General features: G+C 67.7%; 16 protein-coding genes. 4 read left to right on the plus strand and 12 right to left on the minus strand.

Annotated features, from left to right (window positions below; translation table 11 throughout):
* Positions 1–74: 74 nt before the first annotated feature.
* From B9Y82_RS12610 to prmB, 10 genes are all read right to left on the minus strand, one after another.
* Positions 75–2,093 (minus strand): hypothetical protein, encoded by a 2,019-nt coding sequence (locus B9Y82_RS12610; protein ID WP_100473483.1) that lies wholly within the window; start codon positions 2,091–2,093, stop codon positions 75–77.
* Positions 2,090–2,764, minus strand: coding sequence for a hypothetical protein (locus B9Y82_RS12615; RefSeq protein WP_100473484.1), 675 nt, complete (start codon positions 2,762–2,764; stop codon positions 2,090–2,092). Before B9Y82_RS12615 ends, B9Y82_RS12610 begins: the two co-directional genes overlap by 4 nt.
* A gap of 168 nt (positions 2,765–2,932) precedes the next feature.
* Positions 2,933–3,589, minus strand: a complete 657-nt coding sequence (locus B9Y82_RS12620; protein WP_014037969.1) for a phosphoribosylanthranilate isomerase — start codon at positions 3,587–3,589, stop codon at positions 2,933–2,935.
* Entirely contained in the window at positions 3,586–4,356 is a 771-nt protein-coding gene (gene truA, locus B9Y82_RS12625) for a tRNA pseudouridine(38-40) synthase TruA (protein ID WP_014647888.1), read from the minus strand. Before truA ends, B9Y82_RS12620 begins: the two co-directional genes overlap by 4 nt.
* 32 nt (positions 4,357–4,388) lie before the next feature.
* A complete protein-coding gene (locus B9Y82_RS12630) occupies positions 4,389–4,751 on the minus strand; it encodes a VOC family protein (protein WP_100473485.1) in 363 nt (120 codons plus the stop codon).
* A gap of 26 nt (positions 4,752–4,777) precedes the next feature.
* Positions 4,778–6,808 carry a FimV/HubP family polar landmark protein gene (locus tag B9Y82_RS12635; RefSeq protein WP_100473486.1) on the minus strand — a complete coding sequence of 677 codons (2,031 nt, stop codon included), beginning with the start codon at positions 6,806–6,808 and terminating at the stop codon, positions 4,778–4,780.
* A gap of 168 nt (positions 6,809–6,976) precedes the next feature.
* Positions 6,977–8,005 (minus strand): aspartate-semialdehyde dehydrogenase, encoded by a 1,029-nt coding sequence (locus tag B9Y82_RS12640; protein ID WP_100473487.1) that lies wholly within the window; start codon positions 8,003–8,005, stop codon positions 6,977–6,979.
* A gap of 91 nt (positions 8,006–8,096) precedes the next feature.
* Positions 8,097–9,134 (minus strand): 2-hydroxyacid dehydrogenase, encoded by a 1,038-nt coding sequence (locus tag B9Y82_RS12645; protein ID WP_100473488.1) that lies wholly within the window; start codon positions 9,132–9,134, stop codon positions 8,097–8,099.
* Positions 9,127–10,230 carry a chorismate synthase gene (aroC, locus tag B9Y82_RS12650; RefSeq protein ID WP_100473489.1) on the minus strand — a complete coding sequence of 368 codons (1,104 nt, stop codon included), beginning with the start codon at positions 10,228–10,230 and terminating at the stop codon, positions 9,127–9,129. Before aroC ends, B9Y82_RS12645 begins: the two co-directional genes overlap by 8 nt.
* On the minus strand, positions 10,227–11,156 hold the full coding sequence (prmB, locus tag B9Y82_RS12655; protein ID WP_088026671.1) for a 50S ribosomal protein L3 N(5)-glutamine methyltransferase: 930 nt from the start codon (positions 11,154–11,156) through the stop codon (positions 10,227–10,229). Before prmB ends, aroC begins: the two co-directional genes overlap by 4 nt.
* A 122-nt stretch (positions 11,157–11,278) precedes the next feature.
* Between prmB and B9Y82_RS12660 the strand changes: the two genes are divergently transcribed.
* Both B9Y82_RS12660 and asd read left to right on the plus strand, forming a co-directional pair.
* A complete protein-coding gene (locus B9Y82_RS12660) occupies positions 11,279–11,929 on the plus strand; it encodes an SCO family protein (protein WP_005417991.1) in 651 nt (216 codons plus the stop codon).
* Positions 11,926–12,768: an archaetidylserine decarboxylase gene (asd, locus tag B9Y82_RS12665; protein ID WP_006381472.1), complete on the plus strand. Its 843-nt coding sequence runs from the start codon at positions 11,926–11,928 to the stop codon at positions 12,766–12,768. Before B9Y82_RS12660 ends, asd begins: the two co-directional genes overlap by 4 nt.
* A gap of 71 nt (positions 12,769–12,839) precedes the next feature.
* Here asd and B9Y82_RS12670 read toward each other — a convergent pair whose 3' ends face one another.
* Together B9Y82_RS12670 and B9Y82_RS12675 are read right to left on the minus strand one after the other, a co-directional pair.
* The gene (locus B9Y82_RS12670; protein WP_100473490.1) at positions 12,840–13,187 is read right to left on the minus strand and encodes a ribonuclease E inhibitor RraB; all 348 of its coding nucleotides are present in this window, start codon (positions 13,185–13,187) and stop codon (positions 12,840–12,842) included.
* A 23-nt stretch (positions 13,188–13,210) separates the two neighbouring features.
* The gene (locus B9Y82_RS12675; RefSeq protein WP_100473491.1) at positions 13,211–14,815 is read right to left on the minus strand and encodes a transglycosylase SLT domain-containing protein; all 1,605 of its coding nucleotides are present in this window, start codon (positions 14,813–14,815) and stop codon (positions 13,211–13,213) included.
* Between the two features lie 122 nt (positions 14,816–14,937).
* Here B9Y82_RS12675 and B9Y82_RS12680 point away from each other — a divergent pair, with 122 nt between their 5' ends.
* Positions 14,938–16,443 (plus strand): helicase HerA-like domain-containing protein, encoded by a 1,506-nt coding sequence (locus B9Y82_RS12680; protein WP_100473492.1) that lies wholly within the window; start codon positions 14,938–14,940, stop codon positions 16,441–16,443.
* An 89-nt stretch (positions 16,444–16,532) separates the two neighbouring features.
* Positions 16,533–17,039: a transcription elongation factor GreB gene (greB, locus tag B9Y82_RS12685; protein WP_100473493.1), complete on the plus strand. Its 507-nt coding sequence runs from the start codon at positions 16,533–16,535 to the stop codon at positions 17,037–17,039.
* Positions 17,040–17,075: the final 36 nt, after the last annotated feature.

Here is a 17,075-nt window from a genome sequence, read left to right on the forward strand (position 1 = left end):
CGGCTCACGGGCAGACGGCCGCGGTTGCGGCCGGCGCGGGCGGGCGATGGCCGCAGCAGCCATCGCCCGATGCATCAACGGGCGCTGTCGACCACGGTGGCCGACACGGTCGGCACCGCTTCGGCATCCTCGGCGATCTGGCGCGGTGCCGGTTCGGCCACGGCCACGCCCAGGTAGCGCTGCATCAGCTCCTGCACGATCGGGCTCTTGCCGGCGAAGCCTTCGATCGACTTGCCCAGCGACACCGCCTTGACCAGGTTCTCGAACATGCCGCCGTCGCCACCGACCAGGTCGATGTCGGCGTTGCGCAGCGCGCTGGCGATGACATTGGCGTTCTCGCGCGAGACTTCCTTGCCGGCCTCGATCGAGGCCAGCGCCTGCTTCAGGCTGTTGTCCAGCATCATGCGGAACTCTTCGTGGCCACGTGCCTGGTCGCTCAGCGAGGCAATGGCTTCGAACTTGCGCACCAGGCCTTCAGCCTCGGCCAGCAGCTTCTTCTGCACCACGCCCGCTTCTGCGTTGCCCAGCGATTCGGTGGCGGTGGCACGGGCCAGGCCCATCTTCTCTTCGCCCTGTGCCTGCGCCTGCAGGGTCTCGGCCAGTACGCGGGCCTCGTTGCTGCCTTGCTTCAGGCTGGCTTCGGCCTTGGCTTCGATCACGCGGGCCTCGGCAATGCCGACCTTCTCGATGGCCAGCGCCGAGGCTTCACGCACCTGCGCTTCGGCCAGGCCCGGCGCAGCCTGCTCGGCACGCAGCGCATCGGCCAGCAGGCGCTTGGCTTCGGCCTGCTTGCCGGCCGCTTCGTGCTCGGCCTGGGCCAGCGTGGTCAGTTCCACCGCGCGGTGCTTGGAGGCGGTCTCGCGCGCCTGCGCTTCCTTCACCTCGCGCACCAGCGCTTCCTGCGCCTTGGCTTCGGCTTCCAGGATCAGCACCTGCTTCTGGCGGTCTGCCTCGGAAACCTCGCGCACTTCCTTGATGCGCTCTTCTTCCTGCGCCACGGTCTTGTCGATGGAGATGCGTTCGCGGGTGATGTTGGCCACGTCCATCTTGCCCTGCTCGACCACCTTGTCGCGCTCCACGCCCTGCAGCTGCACTTCGCGGTCGGTGGTGACCTGCTCCAGCTGGCGTGCGCGCTCCACGCGCTCGGCCTCGATGGCCACGGCACGCTGGCGGTTCTGCTCGGCCACTTCCACTTCGCGCAGGCGGTTCTGGTCGCGGATCTCGATCAGCTGCTGTGCTTCGATGCGGGCATTCTCGGACAGCTGGCGCTGCTCTTCCTGCACCTTGGCGGTCTCGGCCTCCTCGCGCGCGCGGATGGTCTCGATCTCGCGCTTCTGGCGTGCTTCGGCTTCGGCCTGCTGGCGTTCCAGCGCCAGCAGCGCTTCGCGCGCTTCCACGTTTTTCTTGGTGATGGCGAGCTTCTCGTTCTGCTCCAGCTCGTTGGTCACCACGTTCTGCGCGGCGGTCAGCTCGGTGATCTTGCGGATGCCCTGCGCGTCGAGGATGTTGAACTGGTCCAGCAGCGACTTCGGGGTCTGCTCCAGGTAATCGATCGCCACGTCTTCCAGCACGTAGCCATTGAGGTCATTGCCGATCACCGCGATGATCTCGTCGCGGAACTCCTGGCGCTTCTCGAACAGTTCGGTGAAGTCGAACTTCTTGCCGACCGTCTTCAGCGCTTCGGAGAACTTGGCGTTGAACAGCTCGTCGACGGCATGCTTGTCCGATGCACGGTCGGCACCGATGGCCTTGGCCACGCGCAGCACGTCGGCCTGGGTCTCGTTCACCCGCAGGTAGAAGGCCACGGCAATGTCGGCACGCATGTTGTCGCGGCAGATCAGGCCTTCCTTGCCGCGGCGGTCGATCTGCAGGGTGATCAGGCTGATCCGCATCAGCTCGGCGCGGTACAGCACCGGGATGATCAGCGCACCGGTGAAGTGCACCTTGGGCGTGGAGCTCATGTCGTTGACGATCAGGGCCACGCCCTGGTCGACCTTGCGGTAGAAGGCCTTGAACAGCCCGGCCACGCCCAGCAACAGGACGAGCAGGCCGCCGGCGACGGCCAGGATCGGTAAGAGGGATGCCAACGTCATTGATGATTCTCCTTGTTGCCCGGAAGCAGGTTGTCCTGGAAATCAAGGGCGATCGCATCGGCGCGGACCACCCGGTAATAGTGTTGCTCGGCCATGTGCTCGACCAGCACGATGCGCTCGCCACGCTGCAGTTCGATGTCGCTGCGGATCTGCAGCACCAGCCCGGCACCGCCATCATCGACAGTGGCATGACCGCTGCGTGCGTCCACTTTCGGCGATGCGACCACGCCGATCCGGCCCAGCAGCGATGCCTGCGGCACCGGCCGCAGGCGCAGCAGGAAGCGCCGGACCGGGCGCAGGATCAGCGCGGTAAGAGGTACCGCAGGCAGCGGTGCCAGCACCGCCACGAGCGTACCCAGGCCCCAGCGCAGCAGGTCCGGCAGCGGCAGCAATGCGAACAGGTGGATGAAATAGGTGATGAGCCAGCCGAACAGGCCCAGCAGGGTGACCACCACCATGATCGGGACGCCGCCCAGGCCCCAGCGCGCCAGCATGGCCGACAGGCCACTGAGGTCGGTCCCCGCCTCGAGTCCGCCATCGGCGCCGAGATTGCCGAAACCGTCATCGACCAGGCCGAACGCCGCAACTGCCCAATACATCACCGACACCAACAGCAGAATGCTGTACGGCAGCGTCGGGTAACCGAGCACGACGGTGAGAAACTCCTGCATCGCTTGCCTTCCTGGGCTATGGGCGGCGGCCGCCCGTTCGGGGCGCGCCGTGCGCGTCCCGTCGATCCCCACGCCAGCCTTCGTGGCAGGCGTGCTTGGGACCATCCTATGTGAAGAATGCGTGCAGGCTCAAATCCGGGCGCTGATCAGGGTAAATAGTGACGCGAATCACTCGAGAACCGTGCAATCGGCGCGGCGTACTTCCTCGACGAAGGTGCGCATCTTGTAGCCGTCCTTGATGCCCGGCTCCAGTTCGATGCCGCTGGAGACATCCACGCCCCACGGCAGGGTGGCCAACACCGCGTCGTAGACGTTTTCCGGGTTCAGCCCGCCAGCCAGCAGGAACGGGCGATGCAGGCCGGTCGGGATCCGGCCCCAGTCGAAGGCCACGCCGGTACCGCCGCCGCCGCCCGGCGCATGGCTGTCGAACAGGAAGCCGGCGGCGCTGGGATAGCGCAGCTGCAGGGTGCGCGCGTTGATCTCTTCACGCCCGCCCATGGCGATCGCCTTCAGGTAGGGCATGTTGAAGCTGCGGCAGAAGCTCTCGTCTTCCTCGCCGTGGAACTGCAGCAGGGTCGGCCTTACCGTGCGCAGTACCTCGCGCACCTCTTCCTTGCTGTTGTTGCGGAACAACGCCACCACGTCGACCATCGGCGCGATCGCCTGGCGCATCGCGCGTGCCTCGGCGGGGGCGACCCGGCGGCTGCTTTCACGGGCAAAGATGAAACCCACCGCGTCCACACCCAGTTCACCGGCCAGGCGGACGTCGCCGGCCCGGGTCATGCCACAGAACTTGATGCGTGTGCGGTAGTAGGAGCGGCTCATAGCGTGACCTCGGCGGGCAGATGCCAGTTGTCGGGGTACAGGGGCCCAAGGAACACCAGGCCCTGCGGCGGTGCGGTGGGACCGGCTACGGTGCGATCGCGCCCGGCCAGCAGTTCGGCGATCCATTCCACCGGCTTCTCGCCACTGCCCACCAGGATCAGCGATCCGACGATATTGCGGACCATGTGATGAAGGAATGCATTGCCCTGCACGGCGACCTCGATCACCTCGCCCTGGCGGCTGACCTGCAGTGACTGCAGTTCACGCCGTGCATGCAGCGCCTGGCATTGCACCGAGCGGAACGCGCTGAAGTCGTTCTCGCCAAGCAGGGCCTGGCCGGCGGCATGCATCAGGCCCGCGTCCAGCGCACGGCGCTCCCAGCTGAGGGTCTGCCGCTGCAGCGCCGGCCGCACTTCGCGGTTGAGCAGGCGGTAGCGGTAGCGGCGCGCACGCGCCGAGAAACGGGCATGGAAATCATCGGCCACCGGCACGCACCAGCGCACCGCGATCGAGCGCGGCAGGCGGGTGGTGGTGCCCAGCATCCAGGCGCGCGGATCGCGCACCACGTCGGTATCGAAATGGACGACCTGGCATTGGCCGTGCACGCCGGCATCGGTACGGCCGGCACAGACCACCTGCAGCGGCGCATCGGCCACCGACGACAGGGCCTGCTCAAGGCTGGCCTGCACGCTGGGCCCGCCCTCGCCAAGGTTCTGCCAGCCCCTGAAATCGCTGCCGTCGTATTCGACGCCAAGCGCGTAACGCATGTGCTACCTCGATGTTGCGGGTGGGGCGGCGCTCAGGCCGGATCGCGTTCGGACCAGACCGCCAGTTCGTTGCCACCGGGCTCGACGAACTGGAAGCGGCTGCCGCCGGGGAAAGAGAACACCGGCCGCACGACCTCACCGCCAGCGCTGCGCACCGCCGCTTCGATCGGCGCCAGCTGGTCGGCATACAGCACCAGCAGCGGCGCACCGCTGTCACTGGCCCGTTGCGGCTGGCCGCGGAAGAAGCCGCCCTGCAGGCGGCCATCGTCGAAGGCGGTGTAGTCGCTGCCATAGTCGACGAACGACCAGCCGAATGCCTTCTCGAAGAAGGCGCGGCTGGCCGCGGGATCGGTGGAGGCGAATTCAACGTAATCGATGCGATGCTCGCGGCTCATGGCACGATCCTTGTCGGCGGGGTCGGTCACGGCAGGCGGGCCAGCAGTTCGCGGGCCTGGGCCTGGCAGTGCAGGTCGCCGCCCTCGGCCACTTCCTGCAGCAGGGTACGGGCGGTCTGGGCATCGCCCAGATCGAGGTAGGCAATGGCCAGCTCCAGGCGCTCCTGCCCGGCACGCGGCGCCCAGCCGGCATCATCGGCCGGTGCAGCGGCGGCGTCTTCGTGCGCGGCCGCGGCCAGCATGTCGTGCGGCGCGCCACTGGAAACGTCGCTGTCATGGGACTCGGCCGGCAGGTCGAACACACCGCGGAACTGCGGTTGCTGTTCGGCGTGCAGCGCATAGTCCGGCACAGCCACCTCGCCAGGGACCGCCTGCGCGTCCGGTCCATCCTGCACGGAGGCGACCGGTGCGGGGCTGTCCGGCGTGGCCACCGGTTCGTCCCAGCGCGGCAGGTCGGTGACTGCCTCGGGCAGCTCCACCACGTCGTCATCGCGCAGCGTCTGCGCCTGCCAGTCGGCCTGTGCAGCGATGTCGACAACCGGTTCGGCAGCCATGTCATCCTGCACCTCCGTTTCGGTCGCCCAGGCCGGCATCGCCGGCTCCTGGCGGCCACTGTCGGACACCGCCGTCGACCACGAAGACTGCTCGGCCAGCGTATCCAGCGCTGCGCCCGCCGGTACCGCAGCGGCCAGGCCGGCGGCATCGCCTTCTTCGCGCAGCGGCGGCAGCGGCGACGGCTTGCGACGACGCAGCAGCCAGGCCGCACCGGCCGCCAGCAACAGCACCGGCAGACCCAGCCAGTACCACGGCGTTGCCGCATCGCGGGCATCCGGTGCCTGCGCCAGGCGCTGCTGCGCAGCGGCCAGGTCGTTGTCCTTCATCGCGATCAGCGACTGCTGCTGTTCCTTGAGTTTTTCCAGGTCGGCCACGCGCTGCTTCAGCTCGCCGATCTCGGCATCGCGGGTCGCGATGTCCTCGCGGGCCTGGCGCAGTTGTTCGTTGCCCAGCATGTCACCCTCGCTGCCGGCTCCAGTGCCGGTGGTTGTGCCCGCGTGCGCGGCGTCGGAGGCCAGCGCCGGAGCGATTTCAAGTCGTGCCCCATTGGCCGCAGCCTGGGAAGAAGCGTTCGTGGTTGCCGCCCTGGCGGCCGCGGCGACGGTACCCGCAGGTTGCGGCACGGTGCGCGCCTGCCGCCACTGCGCGGCGTGTTCGCGCACCAGCGCTGCGGCCTCGCCAGCATCGACCGCTGCCAGCGCATCGCTGCCAGGCATGCGCAGCACGGCGCCCTGCTTGAGCAGGTTGATGTTGCCCCGGATGAAGGCTTCCGGGTTGGCACGCAGCAGGGCGATCATCGCGCGGTCGCGGCTGACCTGGCTGCCGCGGGCCATCGCGCTGGCGATCTGCGACAGGGTCTGCCCACGCTGGACGGTGACGCTGCCATCGGGCGCCGATGCAGCGGCAGGTGCAGCCGCTGCACGCGGGCGAACCGGAGCGGGTGCAGGCGTGGCGGCGGTGGCGGACGGCGCAGGCACGCTCGCGCTCTCCGCAGCGGCGGGCGCAGCGGCGACGTCACGGGCGATGGTGTTGGAGAGCGTACCCGCCGGCGCAACGATTTCCGGCTCGGCCACGGCCAGTGCGCTGGAGGGTGCATCGACCAGTGCCGAGTACTCACGCACCAGGCGGCCCTGGCCCCAGTCGGCCTCGATCAGGAAGCTCAGCGACGGGGTCTCGACCGGCGTCTGCGAGGTCACACGCACCACCGCCCTGCCCTGTGCATTGCGGGTCAGCTCGAACTGCAGTTCGCCAACCAGGCCGGTCGGCCGCTGCAGGCCGACGCGCTCGAAGGTGACCGGTGAGGCCAACGCGACACGCAGATTCTCCAGCTCGGACGGATCGGCGGAGATCACCGGGATTTCGGCCAGCAGGGGCTGGCCCGGCCTGGACAGCACACGGATGTCGCCCAGACCCAGGGCAAGCACCGAACTGCTGGCCAGGGCCAGCAGCGCGGTGGAAAGATAGAGGAGCGGGCGCTTTGCGCCCCTGGCCCGTTTATTCATGGGCGACACTATAAAGCGTGCGGACCGCGGTCCGCACCCATGCAGAGCCGAGCCCGTGCCCGGCTGCGCAGCCTGGTAGTGCCGGCCGCTGGCCAGCAAGCACTTCAGCCCACGGATCAGGGCAATGCCGGCCAGCGGCCGGCACTACCGGTGAGGCAACCGCAGTGATCAGCGCGGCTCGGCGGCAACCAGCTCGGCCAGCTGCACGGCATTCAGGGCCGCGCCCTTGCGCACATTGTCCGACACGATCCACAGGTTCAGGCCGCGCGGGTGCGACAGGTCCTCACGGATGCGGCCGACATACACCGCGTCGGTACCCGATGCATGGGTGACCGGGGTCGGGTAACCACCGGCCTCGTGGCGGTCGACCACTTCGATACCCGGCGACTGCTCCAGCAGCGCGCGTGCTTCGGCCACGGTGACCTTGTCGCGGGTCTCGATCGCCACCGATTCGGAGTGGCCGTAGAACACCGGCACGCGCACCGCAGTGGGGTTCACCAGGATGCTGTCGTCGCCGAGGATCTTGCGGGTCTCCCAGATCAGCTTCATCTCTTCCTTGGTGAAGCCGTTGTCCTGGAAGTCGTCGATGTGCGGGATCAGGTTGAAGGCGATCTGCACCGGGAAGCGCTGCGGATCGATCTCCTGGAAGCTCAGCAGCTGGCCGGTCTGCTTGCCCAGCTCCTCGGTGGCCGAACGGCCGCCGCCGGACACCGACTGGTATGTGGAGACGTTGATGCGCTCGATGCCGTACTTGCGGTGCAGCGGCGCCAGCGCCACCAGCATCTGCATGGTCGAGCAGTTCGGGTTGGCGATGATGCCGCGCGGACGGTTGGCGACCTGTTCCGGATTGACCTCGGACACCACCAGCGGCACGTCATCGTCGTAACGGAAGGCCGAGGAGTTGTCGATCACCACCGCACCGGCGGCGGCGAACTTCGGTGCGTATTCCTTGGACACGCTGCCGCCGGCCGAGAACAGCGCGATCTCGACACCGCTCGGATCGAAGGTGGCCAGGTCCTGGACCGTGACCTTCTGGCCGTTGAACTCGATTTCGCCGCCAGCCGAACGCTCGGAGGCGAGGACGCTCAGGGTACCAACCGGGAAATCACGCTCGGCCAGGATCGACAACATGGTCTCGCCGACGGCACCGGTGGCACCGACGACGGCGACGTGGAAACTGCGCTGTGCATTGCTCATGGGGGAAACTCTCATGGAAACGGGGATGGGGAAAATCACGCACGACAGCTGGGTTCGGGGAACCTCCTCAAGCGGGGCGCGCGGAGGTTCCCTATCGTTTCCCGGTTTTTTTGCCCAGGGTCACGCGCGCGGCCATCGCCGCGTCAGCGTTGATCGCGCTCGGCATGCGCGACGGGCCGCCGTCCAGGCCGAGCCCGGCGAGCAGATTATCGACGGCCAGCTGTACCATCGCCGTGCGCGTGGCCAGCGAGGCACTGCCGATGTGCGGAGTAAGCACGATGTTGCGCAGCGCCAGCAGTTCCGGGCGCACCGTCGGCTCGCCCTCGTACACATCCAGGCCGGCGGCAGCAAGGCGACCGTTGGCCAGCGCATCGGCCAGCGCGATCTCATCGACCAGTCCACCGCGGGCGATGTTCACCAGCGTGGCCGACGGCTTCATCTTCGCCAGCGCGGCGGCGTCGATCAGATGATGCGAGGCCGGCGTGTATGGCAGCACCAGCAGCAAGTGGTCGGACTGCGCCAGCAGCGTATCTAGGTCCACATAGGTGGCCCCCACTTCCGCTTCGGTCGCAGCCGGCAGCTGCGAACGGTTGTGGTACAGCACCTTCATGCCGAAACCATGCGCGCCGCGGCGGGCGATGCCCTGGCCGATGCGGCCCATGCCGAGGATGCCCAGCGTGCTGCCGTGGATGTCGGCACCAAGCATGGTCTGGAACGACCACTGCTGCCACTGGCCCTCGCGCAGCCAGCGCTCGGACTCGGTGATACGGCGCGCGGTGGCCATCAGCAGTGCGAAGCCGAGATCGGCGGTGGTTTCAGTCAGGACGTCCGGCGTATTGCTGGCCAGGATGCCGGCCGCACTGAGCGCGTCGACATCCAGGTTGTTGTAGCCGACACCGACATTGGCGATCACCTGCAGCTGCGCGGCATCGGCCACCTGCGCTGCGCCGATGCGCTCGTTGAGGGTGATGACCGCGCCATCGGCGCTGGCCAGCTGTTCGGCGATCTGCTCGGGCGACCAGGCGGTGACCGTGTCGGTGCTGCGCAGCTGCACGCGATCGCGCAGCGGCGCGATGGCCGCGTCGATCAGCGGCTGGCTCACCCACACGGTCGGCCGCGTGTCAGCCATCGATCTGCCCGGGAATGCGTGGGGTGATCGTGCCGACATCGCCACACTGCGCGCGGTGGCGCAGCGCCTGGTCCATCAGCACCATCGCCACCATCGCCTCGGCGATCGGGGTGGCACGGATGCCGACGCAGGGATCGTGGCGGCCGGTCGTGACCACTTCGACCACGTTGCCGGCGGTATCCAGCGACGGGCCCGGCAGGCGCAGGCTGGAGGTCGGCTTCAACGCGATCGACGCGACCACCGGCTGGCCGGTGGAAATGCCACCGAGGATGCCGCCGGCATGGTTGCTGGCGAAGCCCTGCGGGGTCAGCAGGTCGCGGTGTTCGGTGCCCTTCTGCGCGGCGCTGGCGAAACCGTCGCCGATCTCCACGCCCTTCACCGCGTTGATGCTCATCAGTGCGGCAGCCAAATCACCGTCGAGCTTGCCGTAGATCGGCTCGCCCCAGCCTGGCGGCACGTTGTCGGCGACCACGTCCACGCGCGCACCGACCGAATCTCCGGACTTGCGCAGCGCATCCATGTACGCCTCCAGCTCGGGCACCTGTGCCGCGTGCGGCCAGAAGAACGGATTGCCTTCCACCGCCGACCAGTCGAAACCGGCCGGGGTGATGTCGCCCAGCTGCGACAGGTAGCCACGCACGGTGACGCCGAAGCGCTCGGCAAGCCACTTCTTGGCGACCACGCCGGCGGCCACGCGCATGGTGGTCTCGCGCGCCGAGGAACGGCCACCGCCGCGCGGGTCGCGGATGCCGTACTTGTGCCAGTAGCTGTAGTCGGCATGGCCCGGGCGGAACTGCTGGCCGATGTTGGCGTAGTCCTTGCTGCGCTGGTCGGTGTTGCGGATCAGCAGCGCGATCGGGGTGCCGGTGGTCAGGCCCTCGTACACGCCGGACAGGATCTCGACCTCATCGGCCTCGCGCCGTGCCGAGGTGTGCCGGCTCTTGCCGGTGGCGCGGCGCTGCAGGTCGTGGGCGAATTCGGCCGCGTCCAGCGCCAGCCCCGGTGGGCAGCCATCGATCACGCAGCCGATGGCCGGCCCGTGCGACTCGCCGAACGTGGTGACGGTGAACAGCTTGCCGAACGAATTGGAGCTCACGGGCGCTGCGCCGCCAGTTCGGTGATGCGTGCGCTGTGGGCAATCAGCTCGCGGCATTCGACCGCGAAGATGCCCATCTGGCCGACCTTGAATTCGATCCAGGCGAAATCGACTTCCGGCAGCAGCTTGACCAGATGCTGTTCGGACTCGCCCACTTCACAGATCAGCAGGCCGTCTTCGCTCAGGTGCAGCGGCGCGTCGCGCAGGATCTTCAGCACCAGGTCCAGGCCATCGTCACCGGCACGCAGGCCCATTTCCGGCTCGTAGGAGTATTCCTTCGGCAGCGCATCGGTCTCGTCGTTGGTGACGTACGGCGGATTGGTGACGATCAGGTCGTAGTGGCGGCCGGACAGGCCATTGAACAGGTCCGACTTGATCAGGTTGACGTTGTACGCCTGCAGCCGCTCCCGGTTTTCTTCAGCCAGCGACAGCGCGTCGTCGCTCAGGTCGACGCCGTCCACCTGCCAGTTCGGGTAGTAGTGGCCCATGGCGATGGCGATGCAGCCCGAACCGGTGCACAGGTCCAGCGCACGGTACACGTCGCGGCCGGCCAGCCAGGGCTCGAAGCCGCACTCGATCAGTTCGGCGATCGGCGAGCGCGGCACCAGGGCGCGCTTGTCGCTCTTGAAGCTCAGGCCGGCAAACCAGGCCTCACCCGTCAGGTAGGCGGCCGGGATGCGTTCGTCGATGCGGCGCTGGAACAGCTCCAGCACGCGCAGCTTCTCGGCCTGCAGCAGGCGCGCCTGGCCGTAGGCCGGGCCGAGGTCGTGCGGCAGGTGCAGGCTGTGCAGCACCAGCTGGGTGGCCTCGTCCAGCGCGTTGTCGTAGCTGTGCCCGAAGGTCAGCCCGGCTTCGTTGAAACGGCTGGTGCCGTAGCGGATCAGATCGATGATCGTGTGGAGTTCGGCGGCCGTTTCAGCGGTCATGGCGGTACTGCGGGCAAAGTGGCCCCCGATTATAGGGGCTGGCGCCCGCGGCGGCATCCGTTGCGGCGGAAACGATCGGGCCACAGCCGGTATGATGGAGCCCATTTCGCGCGGGAGCCCCCATGTTCAATCGCAACGCCGGCATCATCCTGCTGATCGCCCTGGCGGCGGGGCTCGGCCTGCTGGCCGCCCAGCAGGTGTTCGCGCCGAAGCCGCCGGCCAACGCCCCGGCCACCGAAGCGATCACCCTGTACCCGCAGCCGCGCGAACTGCCCGATTTCAACCTGGCCCAGTCCGATGGCACCCGCCTGATCCCGGGCGAACTGAAGGGCCACTGGACCCTGGTATTCCTGGGCTTCACCTTCTGTCCCGACGTCTGCCCGACCACCCTGGCCGAGCTGGCCGGCGCGCAGAACCAGTGGGAGGCCCTGCCCGATGGCCTGCGCCCGCGCGTGCTGTTCATCTCGGTCGACCCGGACCGCGACAGTGCCACCCGCCTGGGCGAGTACGTGCACGGCTTCCACAAGGACACCCTGGCCGCCACCGCCGATATCCCCTCGCTGGAGCGCTTCGCCACCTCGCTGGGCTTCGTGTTCCAGAAAGTGCCCGGCAAGCATTTCGACGAGAATCCCGAGGATTACACCGTCGAGCATTCGGCCAGCCTGGCCGTGCTCGACCCGCAGGGCCGTCTTGCCGGCCTGGTGCGCCCCCCGTTCAACGCGCCGGCCATTGCCCGCGACCTGCAGAAGCTGACCGAGAAAACCGCCCCATGAGCCTCACCACCGCCCTGACGTACGCCCTGCCCCATCGCCTGCTGTCCTCGATGGCGCGTTCGCTGGCGTACTCGGACGATCCGCGCGTGTCGCGCTGGCTGATCGACACGGTCACCCGCAAGTTCAACGTCAACCTGGATGAAGCGGCCAACCCGGACCCGCGCAGCTACGCGACCTTCAACCAGTTCTTCACCCGTGCACTGAAGCCGGGCGCGCGCGTGGCCGATGCCGATCCACGCAGCCTGGTGATGCCGGCCGACGGCCGCATCAGCCAGCTCGGCAGGATAGAGGCCGGCCGCATCTTCCAGGCCAAGGGCCAGTCGTTCACCGCCGCCGAACTGCTGGGCAGTGACGAGGACGCCAAGCCGTACAACGACGGCCTGTACGCCACCGTGTACCTGTCGCCGCGCGACTACCACCGCGTGCACATGCCGTGGACCGGCACCCTGCGCGAAACCGTGCACGTGCCGGGGCGCCTGTTCAGCGTCGGCCCGGCCGCCGTCAACGGCGTGCCGCGCCTGTTCGCGCGCAACGAGCGCCTGGTCTGCCATTTCGATACCAGCTTCGGCCCGATGGTCAGCGTGATGGTCGGTGCGCTGCTGGTGTCCGGCGTGGAAACCGTTTGGAGCGGCGAGGAGATTCCGGCCTACGGTGATCGCATCACCCGCAAGGACTACCGCGGCCAGGGCATCCAGCTGGAGCGCTTCGCCGAAATGGCGCGCTTCAACTACGGTTCGACCGTGATCGTGCTGCTGCCGCCGGGCGTGGCCGAGTTCGCCCCGCAGCTGGGCGCCGAAAGCCCGGTGCAGCTGGGCCAGGCGCTGGCGAAGCTGCGCTGACAAAAAGGGGACGGAGGGGATCAAGTCGTTCATGCATGAACGACTTGATCCCCTCCGTCCCCTTTTTGTTGTTACTGCAGGGCCGGGGCCGGGCCGACGTCCATGCCGTCGTAGTCTTCCACTCCCCGCTCCGCGGCCAGCGCCGCGAATTCCTGGTTGCGGCGGTCCAGCGAGGCTTCATCGTGGATCTCCACGCGCTCCACGTGCAGCACGTGGAACGGCGCGCCGCCCTCTTCCGGCTCCTGCTCGAACAGTTCCACGAAGGCATAGCCCTGCGCCTGCAGGTGATCCGCCAGTGCCTGCAGCGGCTCGGCACTGGAGTGGACGAAGAAGTAACCCCACAGCAACGGGCCGTTGATATCCCAGTCGGTGTTCTCGCGGAGGTTGGCGAACAGGTTGCGGGTGGCTTCGAGGTCCATGCGGGTTCCAGGGATCGGGGGGATTACTTGTCGCAGCCCTGCAGCTTCAGCGTCTGGCCGTGGCGCAGGCTGTAGGCAGGGGCCTTCAGGCCATTGGCGCGGGCCAGGGTGGGCACGTCGCACTGGAACTTCGCCGCGATGGCGCCCAGGGTTTCACCCCTGGCCACCTTATGGCTGCGCACCGGTTTGGGCCGCGCGGCCGGACGCGGCGTGGCCACCGGAGCGACCGGGGTGGTCGGTACGCTGGTGGAGGCAGCGGCGTCGGCCACTGGCACCACCCCGCCGACGGCCACGCTGCCGGTGTAGCTGGTTGCGGCCGGGCGCTTGATCGCCGCGTTCAGATCGGCGGTGATCAGGGTGCGCGCGAGGTCGGCGCGCGGGCCACTGACGCAGTTGCGCTGGTACAGGCCCGCGATGCGGGTGGTGGCGTTGATCAGCGTACCGGCCGGAATCCAGCCATCGGCTTCGTAACGCGGGTTGAGATTGCGCAATGCACGCATGTAGCCATCGCGGGTACCGTGGCTGCCCAGGCAGATGGTCAATTCGTAGATGGTGGTGGACCTGGCCAGACGCAGCGTGGCGGGCTGCGCGCTGATCTTCGGGAACTCCACGCCGTACTGCTGCGGGTGCAGGAAGATCCAGGCCGCGGCGATCACCATCGGCACGTAGTCCTTGGTTTCACCGGGGAACTGGTTGTAGACGCTGTCGGTCCAGAAGCTCTGGCCACCGCTCTGCTTGAACACGCGCGCGGCACGACCTTCACCACCGTTGTAGGCGGCCACCGACATTTCCACGTTGTTGTTCAGTTCGCGCAGGCGCTCGTTGAGATAACTGGCGCTGGCTTCGGCGGCGCTGCGCGCGTCGAAGCGGGTGTCGAAACCGGTGCCGTCCGGGCCGAGGCCGAAGCGGCGTCCGGTGGCCGGCATGAACTGCATCAACCCGGCGGCGCCCGCACGCGAGGACGCATGCACGCGGCCGTTGGATTCCTTGGCCATGATGCCGAACAGCAGCGCCTCCGGCAGGCCACGCTTTTCCCATTCCGGCCACATCACTGCGCGCAGGTTCTGGTAATTCTCGTAGCTGGTGAGCAGTGCCGGGCGCATGTCGGTCAACCAGCGGCGGATGCCGGCCTGTACCGCCGGGTTGTACTCGACCATGCTGTCGAAGGCGTGCCGTTTATCGTTCAGCAGCGCGGCGGCACGCGCCGCCTCGGGCACGTCCGCGGTGAGCGGGCCGATATGGTCGGGGTCGGCCTCCAGGCGGTCACCACCTTCATCGGCCACGTCGTCGCTGGCGGCCGCATCAGCGTCGTGCTTGAGCAGGCGCTTGTAGCTGGCCAGCAGGGTGCCCATCTGGCAGCCCTTCTGCTTCACGCAGTCGTTGAGGACATCTTCCATGTCCTCCAGCGCGGCATCGGCCTCGTTGCTGCCCTTCGGGTCGGCATTGGCGGCCAGCAGCAGGGCGTCGCTGTAGCGCTTTTCGGCGGCGGTCATGCGCTGTTGCAGCGCATCCACCTTCACCTTGTCCCGGGCCGAAACCCGCTGCGCATGGGCGTCGGGTGCCAGGGAAACCAGGCCGGCCAGGGCCAACAGCGGCCAACCACGGGAAATCAGGACAGGAACGGGCATTGATGGCACTGTGTGCGAAACAGGCAGGCAGAGTAGCGGCGCCGCCAAGGTCCGGGCAAGCCGACCTTCGGACCGTCACGGCCGGCGGTTAACATTGGACTATTCATCACAAGGGCTGGACCATGGATCCGATTCTGCTCGGCAAAGGCATTACCGACGATATTGCCGTCACCCTGCTGCCGAAACTCGGCAACCGTCACGGCCTGGTGGCCGGCGCCACCGGTACCGGCAAGACCGTGACCCTGATGACCCTGGCCGAAGGGTTTTCGCGCCTCGGCGTGCCGGTGTTCCTGGCCGATGTGAAGGGTGATGTCTCCGGCCTGGCCGTACCCGGCAGCGGTGCCGAGAACCTGCTCAAGCGTGCCGCCGAGATCGGCGTGGCCGATTATGCGCCGACCGCCAGCCCGACCCTCTTCTGGGACCTGTACGGCAAGCTGGGCCACCCGGTACGCACCACCGTCAGCGAGATGGGCCCGACCCTGCTGGCGCGCATCCTCGAGTTGAACGACACCCAGTCCGGCGTGCTCGACATCGTGTTCAAGCTGGCCGACGACCGCGGACTGCTGCTGCTGGACATGGACGACCTGCGCGCCCTGCTCGGCCTGGTCGCGGAGGAGCGCAAGGACATCTCCACCGAGTACGGCCTGGTCAGTGCGCAGTCGATCGCCGCGATCCAGCGTTCGGTGCTGCGCCTGGCGCAGGATGGCGGCGAGAACTTCTTCGGTGAGCCGGCGCTGGAGCTGGCCGACATCATGCGGGTCAACCACGACGGCCGCGGCGTGATCGGCATCCTCGCCGCCGACCAGCTGGTGCTCAAGCCCAAGCTGTACTCCACCTTCCTGCTGTGGCTGCTGTCGGAGCTGTTCGAGCAGCTGCCGGAAGTGGGCGACCTGGACAAACCGAAGCTGGTCTTCATCTTCGACGAGGCCCACCTGCTGTTCGACGATGCGCCGCCATCGCTGGTGCAGCGCATCGAACAGGTGGTGCGACTGATCCGTTCCAAGGGCGTGGGCGTGTACTTCTGCTCGCAGTTCCCCGACGACGTGCCGGACAACATCCTCGGCCAGCTCGGCAACCGCGTGCAGCACGCGCTGCGTGCGTTCACCCCACGCGACCAGAAGGCGGTGAAGACCGCGGCCGAGACGTTCGTGCCGAACCCTAAGCTAGACGTGACCAAGGTATTGAGCCAGCTCGGTACCGGCGAGGCCCTGGTCTCCACGCTGCAGGACAAGGGCGTACCGATGCCGGTGCAGCAGACGATGATCGCGCCGCCACGCTGCCGGATGGGGCCGATCACCGAGGCCGAGCGCGCCCAGGTACGTGCCGGCAGCCCGGTCGGCAGCCGCTACGACACCGCGATCAACCGCGAATCGGCCGCCGAACTGCTGGCCCAGCGCGCGCAGAAGGCGACCGAACAGGCACAGGCACCTGCCGCACGCAGCCGTGAGCAGGACGAAGCGCAGGAAGGTGGTTTCGGCCAGGCGATCAAGGATGCGATCTTCGGCACCAAGCGTCGCCAGGGCATGATCGAGACCATGGCAAAGCAGACCACCCGCACCGTCGGCACCAAGCTGGGCAACCAGATCGTACGCGGCATCCTCGGTGGCATCTTCGGCGGCAAGCGCTAGCTGCCCCTGCCGGGCTCGGATCCCTTTCCGCTGGAAAGGGGTCCGACCCCGCTCCTCCACCGCTCCCCCTCGAATAGAAGTTGTATTTCATGTCGCGTTGGCGCCCCCCCGCAGAAAAAAGCACCGCCCTGATCACCGCCTCCGGGCATGCGCGGCTGAAGTCCGAACTGGATGAGCTGTGGCGTGTGCGCCGCCCGGATGTGGTGAAGGCGCTGGCCGCCGCTGCCGCGGAAGGCGACCGTTCGGAGAACGCCGAGTACACCTATCGCAAGAAGCAGCTGGGCGAAATCGACCGCCGCGTGCGCTACCTGACCAAGCGGCTGGAATCGCTGCGCGTGGTCGATACCACGCCGACCGATCCGCAGGCAGTGTTCTTCGGTGCGTGGGTGGAACTTGAGAACGTGGACAGCGGCGACACCAGCCGCTACCGCATTGTCGGGCCGGATGAGACCGACGCCGGGCTGGGCTGGATCAGCATCGACTCACCACTGGCGAGGGCGCTGCTGAAGAAACGGCTGGAGGACGAGTTCTCGGTGGAGCTGCCCGGCGGGCAGTTCACCTTTGCGGTGATCGGGGTGGAGTACGAGCCCTTATAGCGTCGAGCCAGTCTCGACTGCGTTGTCCAACAGTCG

The sequence above is a fragment of the Stenotrophomonas maltophilia genome, assembly GCF_002799155.1.
GTDB classification, from domain to species: Bacteria; Pseudomonadota; Gammaproteobacteria; order Xanthomonadales; family Xanthomonadaceae; genus Stenotrophomonas; species Stenotrophomonas maltophilia_R.